18 protein-coding genes are annotated in these 20264 nt (G+C 73.1%); 8 read left to right on the top strand and 10 right to left on the bottom strand.

Features of this window, described 5'->3' with window-relative positions:
- The first annotated feature begins 12 nt into the window (after window positions 1–12).
- Window positions 13–1266, top strand: coding sequence for a winged helix-turn-helix domain-containing protein (locus AWQ70_RS08965; protein ID WP_067172651.1), 1254 nt, complete (start codon window positions 13–15; stop codon window positions 1264–1266).
- A gap of 7 nt (window positions 1267–1273) precedes the next feature.
- Here the strand turns inward: AWQ70_RS08965 and AWQ70_RS08960 are convergent, their stop codons facing one another.
- From AWQ70_RS08960 to AWQ70_RS38695, 7 genes are all read right to left on the bottom strand, one after another.
- Window positions 1274–1954 (bottom strand): response regulator, encoded by a 681-nt coding sequence (locus tag AWQ70_RS08960; RefSeq protein WP_067172648.1) that lies wholly within the window; start codon window positions 1952–1954, stop codon window positions 1274–1276.
- A 132-nt stretch (window positions 1955–2086) separates the two neighbouring features.
- Complete coding sequence (gene hpf / locus AWQ70_RS08955) at window positions 2087–2737, bottom strand: ribosome hibernation-promoting factor, HPF/YfiA family (RefSeq protein ID WP_067172644.1); 651 nt, start codon at window positions 2735–2737, stop codon at window positions 2087–2089.
- Between the two features lie 543 nt (window positions 2738–3280).
- Complete coding sequence (locus AWQ70_RS08950; RefSeq protein WP_067172641.1) at window positions 3281–4066, bottom strand: ComF family protein; 786 nt, start codon at window positions 4064–4066, stop codon at window positions 3281–3283.
- A 235-nt stretch (window positions 4067–4301) separates the two neighbouring features.
- On the bottom strand, window positions 4302–6104 hold the full coding sequence (locus AWQ70_RS08945) for an LpqB family beta-propeller domain-containing protein (RefSeq protein ID WP_084516677.1): 1803 nt from the start codon (window positions 6102–6104) through the stop codon (window positions 4302–4304).
- Window positions 6094–7827 carry an MtrAB system histidine kinase MtrB gene (mtrB, locus tag AWQ70_RS08940; RefSeq protein WP_067172634.1) on the bottom strand — a complete coding sequence of 578 codons (1734 nt, stop codon included), beginning with the start codon at window positions 7825–7827 and terminating at the stop codon, window positions 6094–6096. The genes AWQ70_RS08945 and mtrB overlap by 11 nt, the downstream gene beginning before the upstream one ends.
- A gap of 18 nt (window positions 7828–7845) precedes the next feature.
- Window positions 7846–8523 carry an MtrAB system response regulator MtrA gene (gene mtrA, locus AWQ70_RS08935; RefSeq protein WP_036327899.1) on the bottom strand — a complete coding sequence of 226 codons (678 nt, stop codon included), beginning with the start codon at window positions 8521–8523 and terminating at the stop codon, window positions 7846–7848.
- 114 nt (window positions 8524–8637) lie between these two features.
- Complete coding sequence (locus AWQ70_RS38695) at window positions 8638–8847, bottom strand: hypothetical protein (protein WP_157529960.1); 210 nt, start codon at window positions 8845–8847, stop codon at window positions 8638–8640.
- A 14-nt stretch (window positions 8848–8861) separates the two neighbouring features.
- Here AWQ70_RS38695 and AWQ70_RS08930 point away from each other — a divergent pair, with 14 nt between their 5' ends.
- Genes AWQ70_RS08930 through AWQ70_RS08910 form a run of 5 tightly spaced genes read left to right on the top strand, consistent with a single transcriptional unit; the run spans window position 8862 to window position 14448 of the window.
- Window positions 8862–10268, top strand: a complete 1407-nt coding sequence (locus AWQ70_RS08930; RefSeq protein ID WP_084516676.1) for a DUF7847 domain-containing protein — start codon at window positions 8862–8864, stop codon at window positions 10266–10268.
- Complete coding sequence (locus AWQ70_RS08925) at window positions 10265–10957, top strand: DUF4129 domain-containing protein (RefSeq protein WP_245646852.1); 693 nt, start codon at window positions 10265–10267, stop codon at window positions 10955–10957. The genes AWQ70_RS08930 and AWQ70_RS08925 overlap by 4 nt, the downstream gene beginning before the upstream one ends.
- Window positions 10954–12120 (top strand): DUF4350 domain-containing protein, encoded by a 1167-nt coding sequence (locus AWQ70_RS08920; RefSeq protein ID WP_157529959.1) that lies wholly within the window; start codon window positions 10954–10956, stop codon window positions 12118–12120. The genes AWQ70_RS08925 and AWQ70_RS08920 overlap by 4 nt, the downstream gene beginning before the upstream one ends.
- Window positions 12117–13091, top strand: a complete 975-nt coding sequence (locus AWQ70_RS08915) for an AAA family ATPase (protein WP_067172627.1) — start codon at window positions 12117–12119, stop codon at window positions 13089–13091. Before AWQ70_RS08920 ends, AWQ70_RS08915 begins: the two co-directional genes overlap by 4 nt.
- 34 nt (window positions 13092–13125) lie before the next feature.
- Window positions 13126–14448 carry a DUF58 domain-containing protein gene (locus AWQ70_RS08910; protein ID WP_067172624.1) on the top strand — a complete coding sequence of 441 codons (1323 nt, stop codon included), beginning with the start codon at window positions 13126–13128 and terminating at the stop codon, window positions 14446–14448.
- Between the two features lie 45 nt (window positions 14449–14493).
- Here AWQ70_RS08910 and AWQ70_RS08905 read toward each other — a convergent pair whose 3' ends face one another.
- Window positions 14494–15486, bottom strand: a complete 993-nt coding sequence (locus AWQ70_RS08905; protein WP_067172621.1) for a stage II sporulation protein M — start codon at window positions 15484–15486, stop codon at window positions 14494–14496.
- A gap of 45 nt (window positions 15487–15531) precedes the next feature.
- Between AWQ70_RS08905 and AWQ70_RS08900 the strand changes: the two genes are divergently transcribed.
- Entirely contained in the window at window positions 15532–16530 is a 999-nt protein-coding gene (locus tag AWQ70_RS08900) for an RDD family protein (protein ID WP_067172801.1), read from the top strand.
- Window positions 16531–16902: 372 nt separating this feature from the next.
- Here AWQ70_RS08900 and AWQ70_RS08895 read toward each other — a convergent pair whose 3' ends face one another.
- Both AWQ70_RS08895 and ahcY read right to left on the bottom strand, forming a co-directional pair.
- Window positions 16903–18150 carry an adenosylhomocysteinase gene (locus AWQ70_RS08895; protein ID WP_067172617.1) on the bottom strand — a complete coding sequence of 416 codons (1248 nt, stop codon included), beginning with the start codon at window positions 18148–18150 and terminating at the stop codon, window positions 16903–16905.
- Window positions 18151–18193: 43 nt separating this feature from the next.
- Complete coding sequence (gene ahcY / locus AWQ70_RS08890) at window positions 18194–19621, bottom strand: adenosylhomocysteinase (RefSeq protein ID WP_067172614.1); 1428 nt, start codon at window positions 19619–19621, stop codon at window positions 18194–18196.
- A 213-nt stretch (window positions 19622–19834) separates the two neighbouring features.
- On the opposite strand from ahcY, the gene AWQ70_RS08885 reads away from it, so the two are divergent.
- Window positions 19835–20167 carry a MerR family transcriptional regulator gene (locus AWQ70_RS08885; RefSeq protein ID WP_067172611.1) on the top strand — a complete coding sequence of 111 codons (333 nt, stop codon included), beginning with the start codon at window positions 19835–19837 and terminating at the stop codon, window positions 20165–20167.
- The last annotated feature ends 97 nt before the right edge of the window (window positions 20168–20264 follow it).

The raw sequence follows: 20264 nt of genomic DNA, 5'->3' as shown, positions 1-20264 counted from the left end.
GCATCAGCCGCTGTGACGGACCTGACAGCAGACGAGGCCCGCAGGATCATCCTCCGGGCCCAGGGTTTCCTCGGCGCCCGCTTCCGGAGTGGCGGAGTGCGCGGCATGCTCCGGCGCGTGGGCGCGGTACAACTCGACACCATCTCGGTGCTCGCACGTTCTCATGAACTCGTCGCGTACGCCCGGCTCGGCGCCATCGGCCGGGCCGAGGCCGAGCGGGCGTACTGGCACGATCCGGCGAGCACCTTCGAGTACTGGTGTCACGCGGCCTGCATCCTTCCCCTCGAACACTGGCCCCTGTACGCGTTCCGCCGTCGCGCCTACCGCGATCGGCGATACCGCTGGCACGAGGTGCCGCCCACCGTGGACAAGATCCTCGAGCAGGTGCGGCAGGACGGCCCCATCACCACGACCGACATCGGCGGCGCCCGGGTTGATCGGCGCGCCTCCGGCACGACGCAGGCGGGCGAGTGGTGGGACTGGTCCGACGCCAAGATCTCCATCGAGTACCTGCTGGACATCGGCGAGGTGGTGTGCACCCGTCGGGTCGGCTGGCGGCGCGTCTACGACCTGGCCGAGCGGGCCGTCCCCGGAGAGCTCCTCGGCCGCGACGTACCGGACGCGGAGGGCGTGGCCGCGCTCACCGCGATCGCGGGCCGTTCGCTCGGCGTGGCGACGCGGGCCGACCTCGTCGACTTCACCCGGGTCAAGGGCAGGTACGCGTCCCTCCTGGACGACGCCCTGGCCAGTGGGGCGGCGGGCCTGGTGCCGGTGCGCGTGTCCGGCTGGCCGTCGGCGCGGTCCCGGAACGGCGGCGCGGGCGACGCCTGGGCCGACCCGGCCGCCCTGGAGGGCGAGCCGCGCGGGCGGCACCGCACGACGCTCCTGTCCCCCTTCGACTCGCTCATCTGGGAGCGGGCGCGGGCCGAGCGCGTCTTCGGGCTGAGCCACCGCCTGGAGGCGTACGTCCCGAAGCACAAGCGCGTGCACGGATACTTCGCGATGCCGGTGCTGGCCGGCGGGCGCATCGTCGGCCGGGTGGACCCGGCGCGGGAGGGGTCGGTCCTCGTCGCCCGGCAGGTCGGATTCGAGCCGGGCGGCAGCCGGGCCGCGGCCGTCGAGGCGGTGCGGGCCGCGCTGTGGGAGGCCGCGAGCTGGGTCGGCTGCACGAGCGTCCGGGTCGAGCGCGTCACCTCGGCGGAGCACGAGGGCCCGCTCCGCGCCGCGCTCGCCGCTCAGGCGGAGCCGGGGGACGGCTCCGCCTGACACTCCGTCAGGTGATCTCCAGCAGGCGCTCCCGGACGGCGTAGACCACGGCCTCCATCCGGGAGTGCAGCTGGAGTTTCTCCAGGATGTTGCGTACGTGGTTCTTGACGGTGTTCTCGGAGATGAACAGGTCCTTGGCGATCTCGCGGTTGTTCATGCCCTTGGCGACGAGCCGGAGCACCTCCATCTCGCGGTCGGTCAGCCGGGGCACCGGGAGCTGCGGCGGCCGCTCGGCCTCCTTGCGGCTCATGTGCTGGAACTCGCTGATCAGCTTGGCCGCCATCGCCGGGTTGATGAGCGACTGGCCCTCGTACACGCCGCGCACGGCGTCGGGGACCTCGTCGAGCTGGACGTCCTTGAGGAGATAACCGGTGGCGCCCGCCTTGATGGCCTCGAAGAGGTCCTCCTCCTCGTCGCTCACCGTCAGCATGATGATCCGCGTGCTCGGCACCGACTCCTTGATGCTCCTCGTCGCCCCGATGCCGTCCTGCCGGGGCATCCGTACGTCCATGAGCACCACGTCGGGAAGCAACCGCCCGGCGAGCTCCACCGCCTCCTGCCCGTCGCTCGCCTCGCCGACCACCTCTATGTCGTCCTCGGCGGCCAGCGCGAGCTCCAGGCTGCGGCGGATCAGCGCGTGGTCGTCCACGATGAGGACCCGGATCGGCTCGCCGCTACGCTCCCTCACTTCTCCTCCTTGCGGGGGTCAAGGTAGCCGGATCGCCATCATTACACGGCTTCCGGCGCGAGAGAGGATCTTCGTTCGCGGGGAGGGGCCCGGCCCGTGGATTCCGCGTGCCGCGGAATCCACGGGTGGCTCCTATCGCTCGACCAGCCTGAGCACGCCGTAGTTGTAGCCGCGGCGGCGGTAGACCACGCTCGGCTGCCCGCTCTCCTTGTCACGGAAGAGATAGAAGTCGTGCCCGACGAGCTCCATCTCGAGAAGAGCCTGGTCGATGGTCATGGGGTCGGCCTCGTGGAACTTCTCCCGGACGACGAGCGGCCCCTCGCCGTCCATCTCGATCGCGACGATCGGCTCCTCGTACGCGGCCTGCTGCGGGACCTCGGTCCGGGGTTCGGCCCGTGACGACGGCTCGGTGACCTCCGGGGTGGCCTCGCCCAGTCCGGAGGTGAGCACGCCCACCGACGGCGGACAGCTCTTCCCGTGATGGATCTTGCGCCGGTCGGCCAGCTTGCGCAGGCGCGCCTCCAGCTTGCCCAGCGCGATGTCCAGCGCCGAGAAACGATCGTCCGCCGCGGCCTCGGCGCGGATCGCCGGGCCCCGGGAGCGGATGGTCAGCTCCACGCGTTCCCGCTGATCGCTCATCCGAGGATTCCGCTCCTTGGACACTTCCACGTCCGCCCGGATGAGCCGGTTGTCCAGTCGCTCGATTCTGGCCAGCTTCGTGGTCACGTGCTCGCGGAACCGGTCACTCACACCGGTGTGCCGTCCCTTCACGATGATGTCCACGCAACAGCCCCCCTTCGCATTTCGACTGTGATGGAGAGCGCGACGCGCTCGTGGCACCCGTTCGGCCGACCTGGTCTTCGTCCCCACATCCGCCTGCTGAGGGGTTCGCAGCTCTTTGCCACTAATGCCCTTCTCTCCTTGCGGGGGACATCTGGACCCCCGGGAAGGCAGGACTTACCTCTAAGCCGCACCGTGATCGGACGACCAAGAGTCGCCTTACGTGGACCGTTTCGCCTGCGGCTGGCATCGGCTAGCAGAACCGGCCCCCTCAAGGGGGTCGATCCGGCGCAACCACGGACCCGAACGGGTGCCATGTCCTGAACGCTAGTCGCTGCCGGGCCGAATGTCAGCCGCGCGACTCGTCGGTCGATCACAACCGGTGACCTCCAGGGGGATGGGCGCTGTGCGCCACCGGCCCGGCACGGACGGTTCGCCCTGCCGCACAGGGGTATCAATGCCCCCCGAACAGGACCTCCAGTCCATCGCGGACCAAAGATGTGGCATCGGACACACGGGCGGTGTCGATCGTTTCTTTACCGTCCGTCATCGGCGTGATCTCCGTCTCCCGGGCGTGTCGCTCCGCGGGAGACGGTCCTTTTCCCCGCGCCTTCCCCGGTCCTTTTCCCGGCGCCGCGCCGTGGCGGCGACCGTGATCGCCAGCGGCACCTCGGCCCCGGTCTCCCGTACGGCGCGGGCCGCCTCCGCGAGCGTCGCTCCCGTCGTGACGATGTCGTCGACCAGCAGGACGGTGGCCGCCCGGCTCCCAGAGGGCCCTGCCGCGCCTGTGCGGCGGCGCACGACCGTGAACGCCTCGCGCAGGTTGGCGGCCCGCTGCGTGGAGCTGAGGCCCGCCTGGTCCGCCACCCGGCGGCCCTGCCGCAGCACGGGCGCGGCGACGGCGGGCAGCCCGCGCCGCCGCAGCAGCTCCGCCGCCCCGGCCGCGATCACGCCGACCGGGTCGTGTCCGCGTCGGCGGGACGCGGCGCGGGCGCTCGGCACGGGCACCAGCGCGACCGGGCCGGGCGAGCCGCCCTCCCGACACGCGCGGCTCGCCAGCGCGGCCTCGGCGACCTCGGCCAGGATGGCGGACAACATCGGGGCCAGGGCCGTACGGCCGCGCTCCTTGTAGGCCAGGAGGACGCGGCGGGCGGCGCCGTCGTAGCGGGTCGCGGACCAGCACTCGGGCAGGCCGGGAGGCGGCGGGTCGGGCGGGCGCGCGGCCGGCTCGCGGAGGATCTCCTCCAGGCAGAGCGGGCAGACGAGCGCGCCGGGCTCGCCGCACCCGGCGCACCGGGGCGGCAGGACGAGGTCGAGCAGGGCCGAGAGCATCCGGTCACCCTGCCAGGCCGCGCCGACAGTCCCGGCCGCCCGTGTCCACAGCCGGTCGCGTCTCCCCCGCGAGCCCCACCACCGGGCCCGCCGCCCAGCCCCCGCGGGGCAACGGGGCCGCCGGGTGGCCGGGTCCCGGCCATGGTCCCAGGGCCCGCCGTCCAGCCCCCGCGGGGCAACGGGGCCGCCGGGTGGTCAGGTCGAGGCCACGGGGGCCTGGGGACCGGTGAGGCGGTCAGCCGAGGGGGTAGACGGGGGCGCTCGCGCCGTCCTTGGCCTCGGTCACCCACTCGCTCTTCTTGCCGTCCCAGGACAGGACCTCGTCGGCGTCGCCGTCACCGGCGTCGCCGCCGCCGGCGAGCAGGGAGTCCCCGGCCGCGCTGATGGTGGACACGTGGGCGGCGGACTTGGGTTCCTCGGAGCGCCCGTCGGTCACCGAGTACGTGGTGTAGACCCGGTCGCCCTTCCTGCTCTCGTACAGGACGACGACGTGCTGCGCGTCCTTCCAGGCGACGTCGAGGATGGTCTGGCCCTCCTTGGCCTCCAGCAGCGTCCGCAGCTCGCCGATCCGCAGGTTGCCCTCGTCCCTGAGGATCGGGCCGGTGCGCAGCTCGGGCCCGTGGCCGCTGTCGACGATCATCGCCACGCGGGCGCCGTCGCGCGCGACCCTGAGGACCTCGACGTTGGCCGAGGCGACGTCCGCCGGGATCATGACCCGCTGCGGGGCCGCGCCGTACGCGGTCCAGACGCGCAGCTCACCGGCGATGTTCTCGGCCGTCCACACGGCGCCGTACCGGTCCCAGGAGGGCGGGGTGAGGGTGCTGCCCTTCGTCCCGCCGATCCACTTGTCCCATCGGCTGTCCTCGCTCATGGAGGCGACGTACACCGCGCCGTCGTCGCCGAGCGCGGCCACCTTGGCCTTCCGCTCGGTGCCGGAGACCGCCGGGGAGGTGAAGGCCATGGTCTTCTGGCCGGGCGCGCCCTCGACCACGGGGTCGCCCGCGTCGTGGTCCATCCGGTGCAGCACGCCGTCCTTCATGAAGTACGCGGCCTGGTCCCCGGTGAGGACGGCGGGGTTGAACTCGGGGTAGTTCTGCCACTTGATGCTCCGGCCGTCCCCCGGGAGCGGCTCCCCGTTCACCTGGATCTGGATGCTCTGCCCGGGGATGACCTGGTTGAGCGTCCAGGCGAGCTGCGCGCAGACCGCCCTGAGCTGGTCCAGCCGGTCGCCGATGACGGCCATCGAGGAGGTGAAGTCGAGGATCACGCTGTCGCCGTCCGCGGCGACGCGGATCAGGCGCGTGCCGCCGGGGAGCACGTTCCCCACCGCCCCGCGCAGCGACCGCCCCGGGCCGCGCAGCAGCCACCTGACCAGGGTCTCCACCTGGCTCTCGCTCGGGTCGATCGGGATCGCGACGTGGTCCGCGACGAGCCATCGGCCGCTGATGTCGGGGTAGTACAGGTCGAACGCCCCGTACGCGCGTTTGATGTCGGCGGACGAGAGCAGCAGCCCGGGCGGGGCCGAGGAGATGCGCCACTCCGCGCCGACCTTCGTCAGCCCGAACGTCATGTCCCGCTCGACCCCGGACAGCGTGAGGTCGTGGTAGCGCCCCTCGCCGTCGATCGTCGCGGCGACCGTGCCGTGGAAGATCATGGTCATGCCGGTCGCGTCGTTCGTCTCCTTGGGCGTCTCCTTGGGACCGGCGGAGTCGAAGACGGTGACGCCACTCTCGGGGTCCCATCCGGCGAGCGCGTCGCCGGTGAGGTACTGCCTGGCGATCTTCCAGTCGGGGTCGTCCACGCTCGCCATGGCGGCGCGGAAGCCCGCCACGATGTCGCGCGGCTGCGCGCCCGGCTTCGGCGTCGACGCGATCATGCGCACGTACGCCGCGTTCAGGGGGTCGCTGTTGCTCTCCTCCTTGGCCGGGATGGGGCTCGCGCTGGTCGGGATGATCGCGCACCCCGCCCCGCCGCCCGCGAGCGTGAGCGCGGCCACCGCCGCCGCGGCGTACCGGACCGGGCCGGATCTAGTCCACATCGAAGACGCCCCCGTCCCCCATCCCCGCCGGCAGCGCGGGCACGTGCCCGCGCCAGCTCCGCCGCATCTCGACCTCGGGCGGGACGAGCGGGAGCGGCGACCCCTTCAGCTCCGTCCCCGCCTGGCGCGGGAGCGAGAGCCGGAACTGCGTGCCCTCTCCGGGCGCCCCCCACGCCTGGAGCCAGCCCCCGTGCAGCAGCGCGTCCTCGCGCGAGATCGCGAGGCCGAGGCCCGTCCCGCCGATGGTGCGCGCCCGCGAGGGGTCGGCGCGCCAGAACCGGTCGAAGACCAGGTTCTCCTCCCCCGCCTTCAGTCCCACGCCGTGGTCGCGTACGGCGACGGCCACGGCGTCCCTGTCGCCGCCCAGGGTGACGACGATGTCCTTGCCCTCGCCGTGCTCGATCGCGTTGAACAGCAGGTTGCGCAGGATGCGCTCGACCCGGCGGCTGTCCACCTCGGCCATGCAGGGCTCGCTCGGCAGCCGCAGCTCGAAGCGGGTGGCGTGCTGCTCGGCCAGCGCCTCGGAGTCGCCGATCGCGCTCAGCACCACGTCGCGCATGTCCACGGGGTCCAGGTCGAGCGTCGCGGCTCCGGCGTCGTACCTGCTGATCTCCAGCAGGTCGGCGAGCATCGACTCGAAGCGTTCGAGCTGGTTCTGCATGAGCTCGGCCGAGCGGCGGGCGGCCGGCTCGAAGTCGTCGCGGCTCTCGTAGAGCAGGTCGGCGGCCATCCTGACCGTGGTCAGCGGGGTGCGAAGCTCGTGCGACACGTCGGAGACGAACTGCCGCTGGACCTGGGACAACTCCTCAAGCTGGTGGATCTTGACCGCGAGGTTGGAGGCCATCTCGTTGAACGAGGTGGCGAGCCGGGCCAGGTCGTCCTCGCCGCGCACCTTGAGCCGCTCCTCCAGGCGGCCGGCGGCGAGCCGTTCCGCCGCCTGCCTGGCGAGCCGTACGGGTGTGACGACCTGGCGGGTGACCAGGGAGGCGATGGCGGCGAGCAGCAGCACGAGCACGGCGCCGACGACGATGAGGAGCTGCCTGATGGACGAGAGGGTGCGCTCCTCCTCGCCGAGCGGGAAGAGGTGGTAGATCTCGTAGACGGTGCCGTTGTACGAGACGACCTTGGCCCCGACCACCATGCCGATCTCGGGGGCCTTGCCCAGGTAGTGCAGCGGGACGCCGACCTGGGCGTAGGGCGGGTCCAGGGGGCCGAGCTTGCGCACCTTGTCGCGCATCTTCTCCGGGACGCTGCGCCAGTCGATGTTGCCGGTCGCGCGGTCCTCGCCCACGGCCATCTCGTTGCGGATGACCACGCTGTAGCGGGACCCGGCCCGCTCGGCGAGGCTCCTGGCGACCACGTCCACGGGGTTGTCGGACGAGGTCGCGGCGCCGTCGCCGGACGCCTGCTGCTTGGTCGTCTCGCCGGCGAGGGGAGGGTTCTCCAGGTAGCCCGCGATGGTGGTGACGTTCGCGCCCGCCTCGGCGACGGCGACGTTCCTGCGGCCGTCCACCATCGACTTGACGATGGACTGCATCAGGAAGACGCCGAGGACCACAACCACGGTCATGGAGATGACCAGCGTGCTGGTCACCACCTGGAGCTGGAGCGACCTCCGCCATACGCCGCGGGCCCGGCGGACGGCGCGCCGCGCCCGCCGCCGGAGGCCGCGCGCGATCTGGCGTGGGCTCCGCCGGGCGGGCTTCTTCGCGGGGGCGGGCATGGCGGGTCGGCGGGGAGGCTAGGCGGGGCCGGCCTTGTACCCGACGCCGCGGACCGTGACCACGATCTCGGGGTGCTCGGGGTCCTTCTCGATCTTGGCGCGGAGCCGCTGGACGTGCACGTTGACCAGCCGCGTGTCCGCCGCGTGGCGGTAGCCCCAGACCTGTTCGAGCAGCACCTCGCGGGTGAAGACCTGGCGCGGCTTGCGGGCCAGGGCGACCAGCAGGTCGAACTCCAGCGGCGTGAGGTTGATGGTCTCCTCGGCGCGCTTGACCGAGTGGCCGGCGACGTCGATGGTGATGTCGCCGATCTGCAGGATCTCGGGGGTCGGCTCGTCGGTGCGGCGCAGCCGGGCGCGCACCCGGGCGACGAGCTCCTTGGGCTTGAACGGCTTGACGATGTAGTCGTCGGCCCCGGACTCCAGGCCGAGGACGACGTCGATGGTGTCGCTCTTGGCGGTCAGCATCACGATCGGGACGCCGGACTCCGCGCGGATGCGGCGGCACACGTCGATGCCGTCTGCCCCGGGAAGCATCAGGTCGAGGAGGACCAGGTCCGGCCGCGTGTCCCGGAACGCGTCCAGCGCCTTGTCGCCGTCGGAGACGAATGACGGCTCGAACCCCTCCCCGCGCAACACGATCCCGAGCATCTCGGCGAGAGCGGCGTCGTCGTCGACGACCAGCACGCGTCCTTTCATGGCCCCTCATTCGTTCTACGCAAATTTGAGAGATATGGGCGATATCACACGTTCACCGGAAGGCTACCTGTGGCCACCGCGTGAGCGATACACGACCATGACAAAGGAAGGAGTTTAGGCGCACAGGGCGGAACGCGCGATGATGTGACCAAATGCGGACAGGCCCGCACCACGCCCTTTGCCCGGCCGAAGCGAAATTCCCACCCGGATCCGCACCCGCGTCTCGTTGATCGTTTCGGCGATTTCGATCTTGCTGAGGCGCTTCACGCGGGCGGTGTCCGGCTTTCCGCCATCGCCTCGCCATGCCATGGGGGCGTACATCATGCCAGGATTGGGACATGACAGACGGCCCTGACCACGACGGCCCCGCCCCCGACGTGCCGCCCGGTTGGGCGTCCGAGCAGCCCCCGGCGTACAGCGGATCACCGGGTTCCTGGGCCGCCCCGGGCGGGTCCGGCGACACACCGCCTCCCCCTCCTCCTCCCCCGCCGCCGCACGGGCAGCCCCCGTACGGGCAGGCGGGCGGCCCCCAGCCCGGGTACGGGTCGTACGCGCCGCCGCCCGGGTACGGGCCGGGGCCCGGGTATGGGCCGGGGCCCGGGTATGGGCCGTACGGGCCGGGGCCGCAGGGGTTCAGGCCGCCGCCGCAGGCTCCGCGGCCGGGGATCATCGCGCTGCGGCCGCTGGGCCTCGGCGACATCCTCGACGGCACGATCAAGATGGTGCGGACGCACCCGAAGGCCACCCTCGGCCTGTCGGCGATCGTCGCGGCGATCACGACGCTCCCCCTGTCGGCGGGGCAGGCGCTCTATCTGCGTTCCTCCGTCGAGTTCGCCGACGCCGAGCTGGCCGACACGGCCACCCTGCTGGGCGGGCTGGCTGCGCAGGCCGTCGGCGCGCTGATCTCGATGGCGCTGACGTTCGTGGCGACCACGATCCTGACCGGCATCATGACCCGGGTACTCGGCCGCGCCGTGTTCGGCGGGCGGATCACGGTCGGCGAGGCCTGGCGGTTGACCAGGAAGCGGCTGCCCGCGCTGTTCGGCCTCGTGCTGCTCGAAGGGCTGATCCTGGTCCTGCCCGGGCTGCTCCTCTTCGGCCTGGCCATCGGGCTGATCGCGTCGGGAGCCTTCGACCCCGGGACGGACTCCTCGGGCGTGTTCGGCTCGATCGCCCTGCTCCTGCTGTGCGTCGTCGCCTACATCGTGTACACGCTGTTCTTCACCACCAAGCTCGCGCTTTCGGCGCCGGCGGTGGTGCTGGAGGGGCGCAGCCCGACGGAGGCGATGTCCCGCTCGTGGCGGCTGGTCAAGGGCGACTCGTGGCGCGTCTTCGGCATCCTGCTGCTGACCGGCCTGCTCGCCGGGCTCATCGGCTCCGTCCTGTCCTTCCCGTTCTCGCTCGCCGGCGCGCTCGTGGGCGCGCTCGGCGGCTCGTCGGCGGGGGTCGCCGTGATCGTGACCCTCCTCACGGCCCTCGGCGGCACGGTGAGCGCGATGATCACCTATCCCTTCCAGGCCGGGGTGAACGGCCTGCTGTATGCCGACCGGCGGATGCGGGCGGAGGCGTTCGACCTCGTGCTGCGGTCGGCGGCGGCGCAGAACCAGACACAGGGCTGGGTGCACGCCTCGGTGGACGACCTGTGGGACCCGTCCAACGCCGCGGCGGCCGGCGCCGGCGCCTCCGCGTACGGCCAGGGCGAGCGGGACGGGTTCGGCGCGCCGCCGTACGGTCCGCGGTCGTGACCCTGCCCGCCTCCGCCCCGGCGTGGGCCGCGAGGCTGCCCGTGTACGCGCCCGCGACCGCCCTGGCGGCGCTCGGCCCGCCCCTGGACCTCGGCCGCGACGAGGCCCGGGACGAGGCCGCGCGGGAGCTGCTGCGCTCGGGATACCAGCAGGAGCCGCTGGCCGACCGGGTGTGGCGCCACATCTCGCAGTTCATCGGCGACCTGCTCGACGGCGCGTCCGGAGGGCCGGGCGGCGGGCTCGCGCTGGTCGTCATCGTGACGGTGCTCGTGCTGCTGGCGCTGCTGCTGCTCTGGTCGCTGCGCCGCATGTCCCGCTCCCGCCGGGTCGTGGAGGAGGGTGTCCTCGGCGGCGGCGTACGCACGGCCGCCGAGCACCGCGCCGAGGCCGAACGGCTGGCCGCCGCCGGAAACTGGGCCGAGGCGATCCGGGAGCGGCTCCGGGCGATCGCCCGCGACCTGGAGGAGCGGGCGATCCTCAGCCCCGTGCCGGGCCGTACCGCCGCCGAGCTGGCCGCCGACGCGGGGCGGGCGCTGCCCGAGCACGCCTCCGGGCTGGCCGCCGCGGCACGGCTCTTCGACGACGTCACGTACGGCGAGGCGCGGGGCACGCCGGCGGGCTACGTGAGCGTGGCCGGGCTGGACAAGCGCCTTGCGGCGGCCCGGACGCGGCTGGGAGCGGGCGCGTGAGCGCCGTGGCCGCGCCGTCGTCGGTCTCCACCGCGCCGACGGCCAGGGGCGTGTGGCGGAGCGGGCGCGGCGTCCTCGTGGTGGCCCTGCTGGTGCTGGTGACCGCGCTGGCCCCCGTGCTGCTGTCGTCGCCGGGGACGGCGGGCCGCCCGCTCGACCCGGCCGACCCCTCCCTCTCGGGCGGCAAGGCCCTCGCGGAGCTGCTCACGCGCCGCGGCGTGTCCGTCGAGCGGGTCGAGAGCGTCGCCGCGATGCTCGCCGCCGCGCGCCCCGACAGCCAGCTCCTCATCGGCGACACGGTCGCCATGACCGAGGACGAGGCACGTGAGATCGCCGCTTCGGGCCGGGACCGGCTGATCGTCGGCAACGCGGCCCACCTCGGCGTCCTGGCCCCCGGCGTGCTGGCCGACGACGACGCGCGCTCCAGGTCCCGCGAGCCGCGCTGCTCCCTGCGCGAGGCGGCGGGCGCGGGCAGCGCCTTCATCGGCGGTCTGTCGTTCACCGCCCCCGCCGGCGCCACCGGCTGCTATCCGGCGGACGGGCGGCCCACGCTGGTGCGGTACTCCCCGGACGGGGCGACGGTCACCGTGACCGGCGGCGGCGCGTTCATGACGAACCTGCGCCTCGCCGAGGACGGCAACGCCGCGCTCGCGCTGAACCTGGCCGGGGCCAGGCCCCGGCTGATCTGGCTGGCCGCCCCCGAGAAGCCGGGCCCCGGCGCGGCCGGCCCCTCGGGCACGTCCCTGGGCGACCTCATCCCGGACGCCGTCCCCTGGGCGATCCTGCAACTGGCCGTCGCGGTGGTCGTGGTGGCGCTGTGGCGGGGGCGCCGCCTCGGCCCGGTCGTCGCCGAGCGGCTGCCGGTGGTCGTCCGGGCGTCCGAGACCGTGGAGGGGCGGGGCCGCCTCTATCGGGCGCGGCGGGCCAGGGACCGCGCCGCGCAGGCGCTGCGCGCCGCCGCGATCGACCGGCTGGCCCCGCGGCTGGGGCTGCCGCCCACCGCCGCGGCGGAGGAGGTCGTCGCCGCGGCCGCCGTACGGACCGGGCGGGAGGCGGCCGAGGTGCGGTCCGCGCTGTACGGGCCCGTGCCCGCGGACGACGCCGCCCTGGTGGCCCTGGCCGCACAGCTCGACACACTCGAAAGGCAGGTACGAGACTCTTGACCACATCTTCACCCGGGTCCCCGGGGGCGGACGCGGCCCGCGAGGCGCTCGCCACGTTGCGCGCCGAGGTCGCCAAGGCGGTGGTGGGGCAGGACTCGGTCGTCACCGGGCTGGTGATCGCGCTGCTGTGCCGGGGGCACGTGCTGCTCGAGGGCGTCCCCGGCGTGGCCAAGACGCTGCTGGTCCGCTCGCTCGCCGCGACGTTGTCGCTCGACTTCAAGCGGGTGCAGTTCACGCCCGACCTGATGCCCGGCGACGTGACCGGCTCGCTCGTGTACGACGCCAGGACGGCGGAGTTCGAGTTCCGCGAGGGGCCGGTCTTCACCAACCTGCTGCTCGCCGACGAGGTGAACCGCACCCCGCCGAAGACCCAGGCCGCTCTGCTCGAGGCGATGGAGGAGCGCCAGGTCAGCGTGGACGGCGCGGCGCGCAAGCTGCCCGACCCGTTCATCGTCGTGGCGACGCAGAACCCGATCGAGTACGAGGGCACCTACCAGCTTCCCGAGGCCCAGCTCGACCGGTTCCTGCTCAAGCTGACCGTGCCGCTGCCGCCGCGCGACCAGGAGATCGCGGTGCTGGAGCGGCACGCACGCGGTTTCGACCCGCGCGACCTCTCCTCTGTCGCCTCGGTCGCGTCCGCCGCCGACCTGGAGGCGGGACGCGAGGCGGTGAAGCAGGTCCACGTGGGGCCGGAGGTGCTCGGCTACATCGTCGACCTGGCCCGCGCCACCCGCAGCTCGCCCTCGCTGCAGCTCGGGGTGTCCCCGCGCGGGGCGACGGCGCTGCTGGCCGCCGCACGGGCGTGGGCGTGGCTGTCCGGCCGCTCGTACGTGACTCCGGACGACGTCAAGGCGCTCGCCCGGCCCGCGCTCCGGCATCGCGTCCAGCTCCGTCCCGAGGCCGAACTGGAGGGCGCCACCCCGGACGGCGTCCTGGACGGTCTCCTCGCCGGCGTCCCCGTTCCCCGCTGATGGCGCGCGGAACCGTGATTGGAGGGACGGGGCGGTGGCGCTGACGGGACGCGCGGGTCTGCTCGCGGCCCTCGGCACGCTCGTGGTGCTGGTGGCGCCCGACCCTGCCATGGCCGTGCTGGGCGTCGCGCTGCTGCTCGCCGCGCTCGTCCTGTTCGACCTGCTGTTCGCGGGGGGCGTGCGCGACCTGCGCCTCCACCGCGACGGCGAACGGCTGGTACGGCTCGGCGAGTCGGTCACCGTGGGACTGGTCGTGGAGAATCCGGGCCGCCGCCGGGTCAGGGGCGTGGTGCGCGACGCGTGGCCTCCGTCGGCGGGGGCCGCGCCGCGCCGCCTGCGGCTGGACGTCCCGGCGGGGCAGCGCCGCCGCCTGGTCACCACGCTGACGCCGACGCGCAGGGGCGACCGCGAGGCGGTCTCGGTCACCGTGCGGTCGCTCGGCCCGCTGGGCCTGGCCGCCCGGCAGGGTTCGCACCTGGTCCCGTGGTCGGTGCGCGTGCTGCCGCCGTTTCTCAGCCGCAAGCACCTGCCCGCCAAGCTGGCCCGGCTCCGCGAGCTGGACGGCCGCCACCCGGCGCTCGTGCGGGGCCAGGGCACAGAGTTCGACTCGCTCCGCGAGTACGTGGTCGGCGACGACGTCCGGTCCATCGACTGGCGGGCCAGCGCCCGGCGCAGCGACGTCGTGGTGCGCACCTGGCGTCCCGAGCGCGACCGGCGGGTGCTGATCGTCCTGGACACTGGCCGTACGTCGGCCGGGCGGGTCGGCGTGGCGCCCCACCCCGGGGAACCGTCCGGGTGGCCCAGGCTCGACTGGTCGATGGACGCCGCACTGCTCCTCGCCGCGCTCGCGTCCCGCGCGGGCGACCGGGTGGACTTCCTCGCCCACGACCGTACGGTGCGGGCCTGGCTGTCCGGCGCGTCCCGCAACGACCTGCTGTCGTCGCTGGTCAACGCGATGGCGCCGATCGAGGCGGAGTTGGTGGAGGCCGACGGGCCGGGGATGGTCGCCGCCGTGCTGGCACGGGCGAAGCGCCGCTGCCTGGTGGTGCTGCTGACCGACCTGAACGCGGCCGCGATGGAGGAGGGCCTGCTGCCGGTCCTGCCGCGGTTGTCGTCCCGCCACACGGTGCTGGTCGCCGCGGTCGCCGACCCTCGGGTGGCCGCCATGGCCTCCGGCCGGGGTACGGCGGAGCTGGTCTACGACGCCGCCGCGGCCGAACGGCTGCGCGGCGAGCGGCGCAGGATCACGGCACGGCTGCGCGGCCAGGGGGTCGAGGTGGTCGACGCGCCTCCGGAAGGGCTCGCCCCGGCGCTCGCTGACGCCTACCTGGCACTGAAGGCCGCCGGCCGCCTATAGCTGTGCTTATTTGCGCTCGCTTCGCTCGCGCGGGCTCGGGGCGCCTTAGGCCGTGGGGGCGAGGTCGGGGGCGTGTTCGATGTCGCCGGTCTCGCCCGCCCGGGCGGCCCGGCGGCCGAACACGACCACGTACACCAGGAAGAGGACCTCGGCCAGCGCCCCGATGCCGATGCGTGCCCACGTCGGCAGGCCGGACGGCGTGACGCCCGCCTCGATCAGGCCGGAGACCAGCAGCACGACGACGAGGCCGAGTGCGACGCTCATCACCGCCCGCCCCTGCTCGGCGAGCGCCTCGCCGCGGCGTCGCGGGCCCGGGTCGATGACCGTCCAGCCGAGCCGCAGCCCCACCCCGGCGGCGAGGAACACCGCGGTCAGCTCGAGCATGCCGTGCGGGAGGATCAGCCCCCAGAAGACGTCGGCCTTGTCGTACGCCGTCATCAGCCCGCCGAGGAGGCCGACGTTGGCCGCGTTCTGCAGCAGGATGTAGGGGATCGGCAGCCCGAGGAGGACGGCCGAGATGATGACCTGCGCCGACACCCACGCGTTGTTGACCCACACCTGCCCGGCGAACGAGGCCGCCGGGTTCGCGGAGTAGTAGTCCGCGAAGTCGTGCTCGACGATCTGCCTGATCTCCTCCGGGGTGCCGATGGCCGCGCGCACGTCCGGGTCGCCCGCCACCCAGGCGCCCACCACGTACGCGATCGCGAGCGAGGCGAGGGTGGCGCCGAGCCACCAGCGGCGGGCGCGGTAGGCGACCACGGGGAACGACACGGTGAAGAAGCGGGCGACCTCCCGCCAGGCGGGCGTGTGCGCCCCCGTGACGGCGGAGCGGGCCCGCGCGACCAGCGAGGAGAGGCGGCCGACCAGGACGGCGTCGGTCGAGGCCGAGCGGACGGCGGACAGGTGGGTGGCGGTCCGCTGGTACAGGTCGACGAGCTCGTCCACCTCGGCCCCGGCGAGCCTGCGGCGTCGCCGCACCAGGTCCTCCAGCCGGTCCCATGCGGGCCGGTGGGCCGCGACGAACGCATCGATGTCCACGTGGGGAACTCTATCGATCGGTAATGCCCCAGTAGGGTGCGGTATGTGGCCGATGTTGTGACCGGCGAGGCCGTCGTCGTCGAGGTGCGGATCGCGCAGCTCCCCAGCCGGGGCGTCGCGCTTCTCATCGACTGGGTCGTCCAGTGGGCCGCCCTCATCGTGATGTACATCCTGATCGGCAGCGCGTCGCTGATCACGGACCCGGCGCTGGCGGCGGGCCTGATGATCCTGCTGACGGTGCTCGTGCTCGTGGGCTACCCCGTCGTCTTCGAGACGGTCGGCAGGGGGCGCAGCCTCGGCAAGCTGGCGATGGGCCTCCGTGTGGTGGGCGACGACGGCGGGCCCGAGCGGTTCCGGCAGGCGCTTTTCCGGGGGCTCGCGGGCTTCCTGGAGTTCTGGATGTTCTTCGGCGCGCCCGCGCTCATCACGTCGCTGGTCAACCAGCGGGGCAAGCGGCTCGGGGACGTCTTCGCCGGCACGATCGTCATCGCCGAGCGCGGGCCGCGCCAGGAGCCGCCGCCCGAGATGCCGCCGGGGCTCGCGCCGTGGGCCGCCTCCCTGGAGTTGTCGCAGCTCTCCGCCGATCTGGCCGACACCGCGCGGCAGTACCTGAGCCGGTGGCACCAGCTCGGCCCGGACGCGCGGCACCAGATGGGCGTCCGGATCGCGGGCCAGGTGGCCGCCCGGGTCGCCCCCGCGCCGCCGCCCGGCCTGCCGCCGCACGTCTATCTCGCGGCCGTCCTGGCGGAGCGCCGCCGCCGCGAGGAACTGCGGCTCGCCCGGGCCAGGGCCTCCGCGCCGTACGGCGGGGCCCCGGTTCCCGGCAACCCGCCGCCACCCGCGACCCCGTATTCCGCCGCCGCGCCGTACGCGAGCCCACCGCCACCCGTGAACCCCTATTCCGCCGGGCCTCAGGGGAGCCCCCAGCCACCGGCGCCCCCGTATTCCGCCGGGGCTCCTTACGTGAGCCCGCCGCCTCCCGCCGGCGCGCCTCCTGAGAATCCCGCCGGGCCCACACCGGGCGGTTTCGTGCCACCAAATTAATGTGTATAAGCCGCAAAGCGGGGCACAAGAGACAACCTGCAGGCTAGGGGCAGCCTGCAAGGGGGCAGGGTGGAGACGGCCGGCCGCAGAGGGACAGAGTCAGCCGGCCGTCTCCACCCGACACACGGCGGGGCGACCCCGCCCGATTCCGCGGCTCCGGACTTCCCCGAACCCGCGGGCCGCATGGCGGGAGACCCAGCTCCGGCGGTCCGCTTCGCCGGTTTCCCCCGGCCGCGCATTCCCTCAGGCCCGGCGCCCGGCTTCCAGCCGCTCCGTCGGCTCCCTCCGGACCCACCTTCAGCGGGCCGCATGGCGGGAGACCCCAGCTCCGGCGGTCGGGTTTCCGTGCGTCCGGCCCGCTCGTGGGCGGTGTCAGGAGCCGGCGCGCCAGGAGTGGAGGTAGTCCTCCTGCTCCGCGGTGAGCTCGTCGATCGTGATGCCGGTCGCGGCGAGCTTGAGCCTGGCCACCTCGGCGTCGATGTCGGCGGGCACGTCGTACACGCCGGGCGCCAGCCGTACGGACTCGGAGGCGAGCCAGCCGACGGCGAGGGCCTGGGCGGAGAACGACATGTCCATGACGGCGGCCGGGTGCCCCTCGGCGGCGGCCAGGTTGACGAGGCGGCCCTCGGCGATCAGGAGGAGCCGCCTGCCGTCGGCCAGCACGTACTCGTCGACGTTGGGGCGGACTCCGAAGTTGACCGACTCGGCCAGCCCCTCAAGGGCGCGGACGTCGATCTCGACGTCGAAATGTCCGGCGTTGGCGAGGATGACGCCGTCCTTCATCCGCGACAGATGCTCGCCCCGGATGACGTCGCGGTTGCCGGTGACGGTGACGAACACGTCGCCCACCCGGGCCGCCCGCTCCATCGGCAGGATCTCGTAGCCCTGGAGGGCGGCGTCGAGGGCCTTCACCGGGTCGATCTCGGTCACGATCACCCGCGCGCCGAGCCCCTTGGCCCGTTCGGCCACGCCGCGTCCGCAGAACCCGAACCCGGCGACGACGACGGTGCGGCCCGCGAGCAGCGCGTTGGTGGCGCGCATGATCCCGTCGAGCGTGGACTGCCCGGTGCCGTACCGGTTGTCGAACATGCGCTTGGTGCGGGTGTCGTTGACCGCCACCGCGGGGAACTTCAGCGCCCCCTCCGCGGCCATCTGGCGCAGCCGGATGATCCCGGTCGTGGTCGCCTCGCAGCCGCCCCGCACGGCGAGCTCCGTGCGCTCCGTGTGCAGGATGTTGACCAGGTCGCCCCCGTCGTCGAGCACGATGTCCGGGGAGATGTCCAGCGCCTCGTGGATGTGCCGGTAGTACGTCTCCACGTCCACCCCGGCGCGGGCGCGTACGGCGATGCCGTACGCGCCGAGCGCGGCGGCCACGTCGTCCTGTGTGGACAGCGGGTTGGAGGCGGCCAGCGCGATCTCCGCGCCGCCCGCCCTGAGCGCACCCATCAGGACGGCCGTCTCCGCCGTCACGTGCAGGCACGCGGCGACGCGCAGGCCGTCCAGGGGCCGTTCCTCCGCGAAGCGCGCGGCGATCGCGGTGAGCACCGGCATCGACCGCCGTGCCCACCCGATCCGCCGCTCGCCCGCCTCGACCAGGTCGGTCAGCTCGTGCGCCGTCATCGTCGTTCCCGCCCGCCGGCCGTGGCGCCAGGGGTGCCGTCGATCAGTAGCGGTAGTGGTCCGGCTTGTACGGACCCTCGACGTCGACGCCGATGTACTCCGCCTGCTTCTTGGTCAGCGTGGTCAGCTTGACGCCGAGCGCGTCGAGGTGGAGCCGGGCGACCTTCTCGTCCAGGTGCTTGGGCAGCACGTACACGCCGACCGGGTACTGCTCGGTCTTGGTGAACAGCTCGATCTGCGCGATCACCTGGTTGGTGAAGGAGTTCGACATCACGAAGGACGGGTGGCCCGTCGCGCAGCCGAGGTTCATCAGGCGGCCCTCGGCCAGCACGATGATCGAGTGGCCGTCGGGGAAGATCCACTCGTCGACCTGCGGCTTGATGTTGTTCTTCACGATGCCGGGGATGCGGCCCAGCCCGGCCATGTCGATCTCGTTGTCGAAGTGGCCGATGTTGGACACGATCGCCTGGTGCTTCATCCGCGACATGTGCTCGGCGGTGATGATGCCGAAGTTGCCGGTCGTCGTGACGAAGATGTCCGCGATGCCGACGACGTCCTCCAGGGTGGTCACCTGGAAGCCGTCCATGGCCGCCTGCAGCGCGCAGATCGGGTCGATCTCGGTGACGATCACCCGGGCGCCCTGGCCGCGCAGCGCGTCGGCGCAGCCCTTGCCCACATCGCCGTAGCCGCAGACCACGGCCACCTTGCCGCCGATCAGCACGTCGGTGGCGCGGTTGAGGCCGTCGATGACGGAGTGGCGGCAGCCGTACTTGTTGTCGAACTTCGACTTGGTGACCGAGTCGTTGACGTTGATCGCCGGGAAGAGCAGCCGGCCCGCCTTGTGCATCTCGTACAGGCGGTGCACGCCGGTGGTGGTCTCCTCGGTGACGCCCTTGATCTCCTCGGCGATCCGGGTCCACCGCTTGTCGTCGGAGACCGTACGGCGCAGCGTCTCCAGGATGACGCCCCACTCCTCGGGGTCGTCCTCACCGGCGACCGGGACGGCGCCGGCCTGCTCGAACTCGGCGCCCTTGTGGACCAGGAGCGTGGCGTCGCCGCCGTCGTCGAGGATCATGTTCGGGCCGGAGCCGTCGGGCCACATGAGCGCCTGCTCCGTGCACCACCAGTACTCCTCCAGGGTCTCGCCCTTCCAGGCGAAGACCGGCACACCGGAGGGGTTGTCGACCGTGCCCTCGGGGCCGACGACGACGGCGGCGGCCGCGTGGTCCTGCGTGGAGAAGATGTTGCAGCTCACCCAGCGCACGTCGGCGCCGAGCGCGACCAGCGTCTCGATGAGCACGGCCGTCTGGATCGTCATGTGCAGCGAGCCCATGATCTTCGCGCCCTTGAGCGGCTGCGCGGCGGCGTACTCCCTGCGGGTCGCCATCAGCCCGGGCATCTCGTGCTCGGCGAGTCGGATCTCCTTGCGGCCGAACTCCGCAAGTGAAAGGTCGGCGACCTTGAAGTCCATGTCGTGTGTCCCTCCGGTATCGGTCGCCTGCGAGTTTAGGCGTCCCGTCCGGCGCGGCGCACGCCAGGACGCGCGAACCTGACACAAGAATGTAAGGTTCCGCCGCTCAGAGGTGCGAAAGGGGCGTCGCGGTGTCTACCGTTGCCAGAAGGACGCCGGGAGGACACGGCCAGGAGGACGGCCGGGGACCGGGGACGGAGCGGAGAGACCTCGATGCGGATCACGGAGGCGGCCAGGCGGCTCGGCATGTCGCCTCGCATGCTGCGGTACCGGGAGGCGCTGGGATTGCTGCCGCCCGTCCGCGACCGGGGCGCGCACCGCAGGTTCGGCCCCGAGGAGCTCGCGGCCGTCGGCCAGGCCCTGGAGCTGGAGCGCCGGTTCGACGTCTCCCCCGCCGAGCTGGCCTTCGCCCTGCGGACCCTGACCGACCCCGTGGTGGCCCAGGCCGTACGGGACCTGGGGGTGCGGATCGGCCGCATCCAGGCCCCGCGCCGGGCGCTCGACTTCGAGAAGGAGAAGGCCCTGCGCCTGCTCAGGAACCGCTGACCGGGCCATGGCCCCGCGTCGACGGGCCGCCCGAAGCGGCCCCGCTCTCCCCGGAGGCCCGGGCCGATCGGGCCGCCGGGCGCATGCGGACGCTCTG

Source organism: Microtetraspora niveoalba, from assembly GCF_001570405.1.
GTDB classification, from domain to species: Bacteria; Actinomycetota; Actinomycetes; order Streptosporangiales; family Streptosporangiaceae; genus Microtetraspora; species Microtetraspora niveoalba.
Note: the sequence above shows the minus strand (reverse complement) of the source record. Positions and strands in the feature narration are given on the sequence as shown.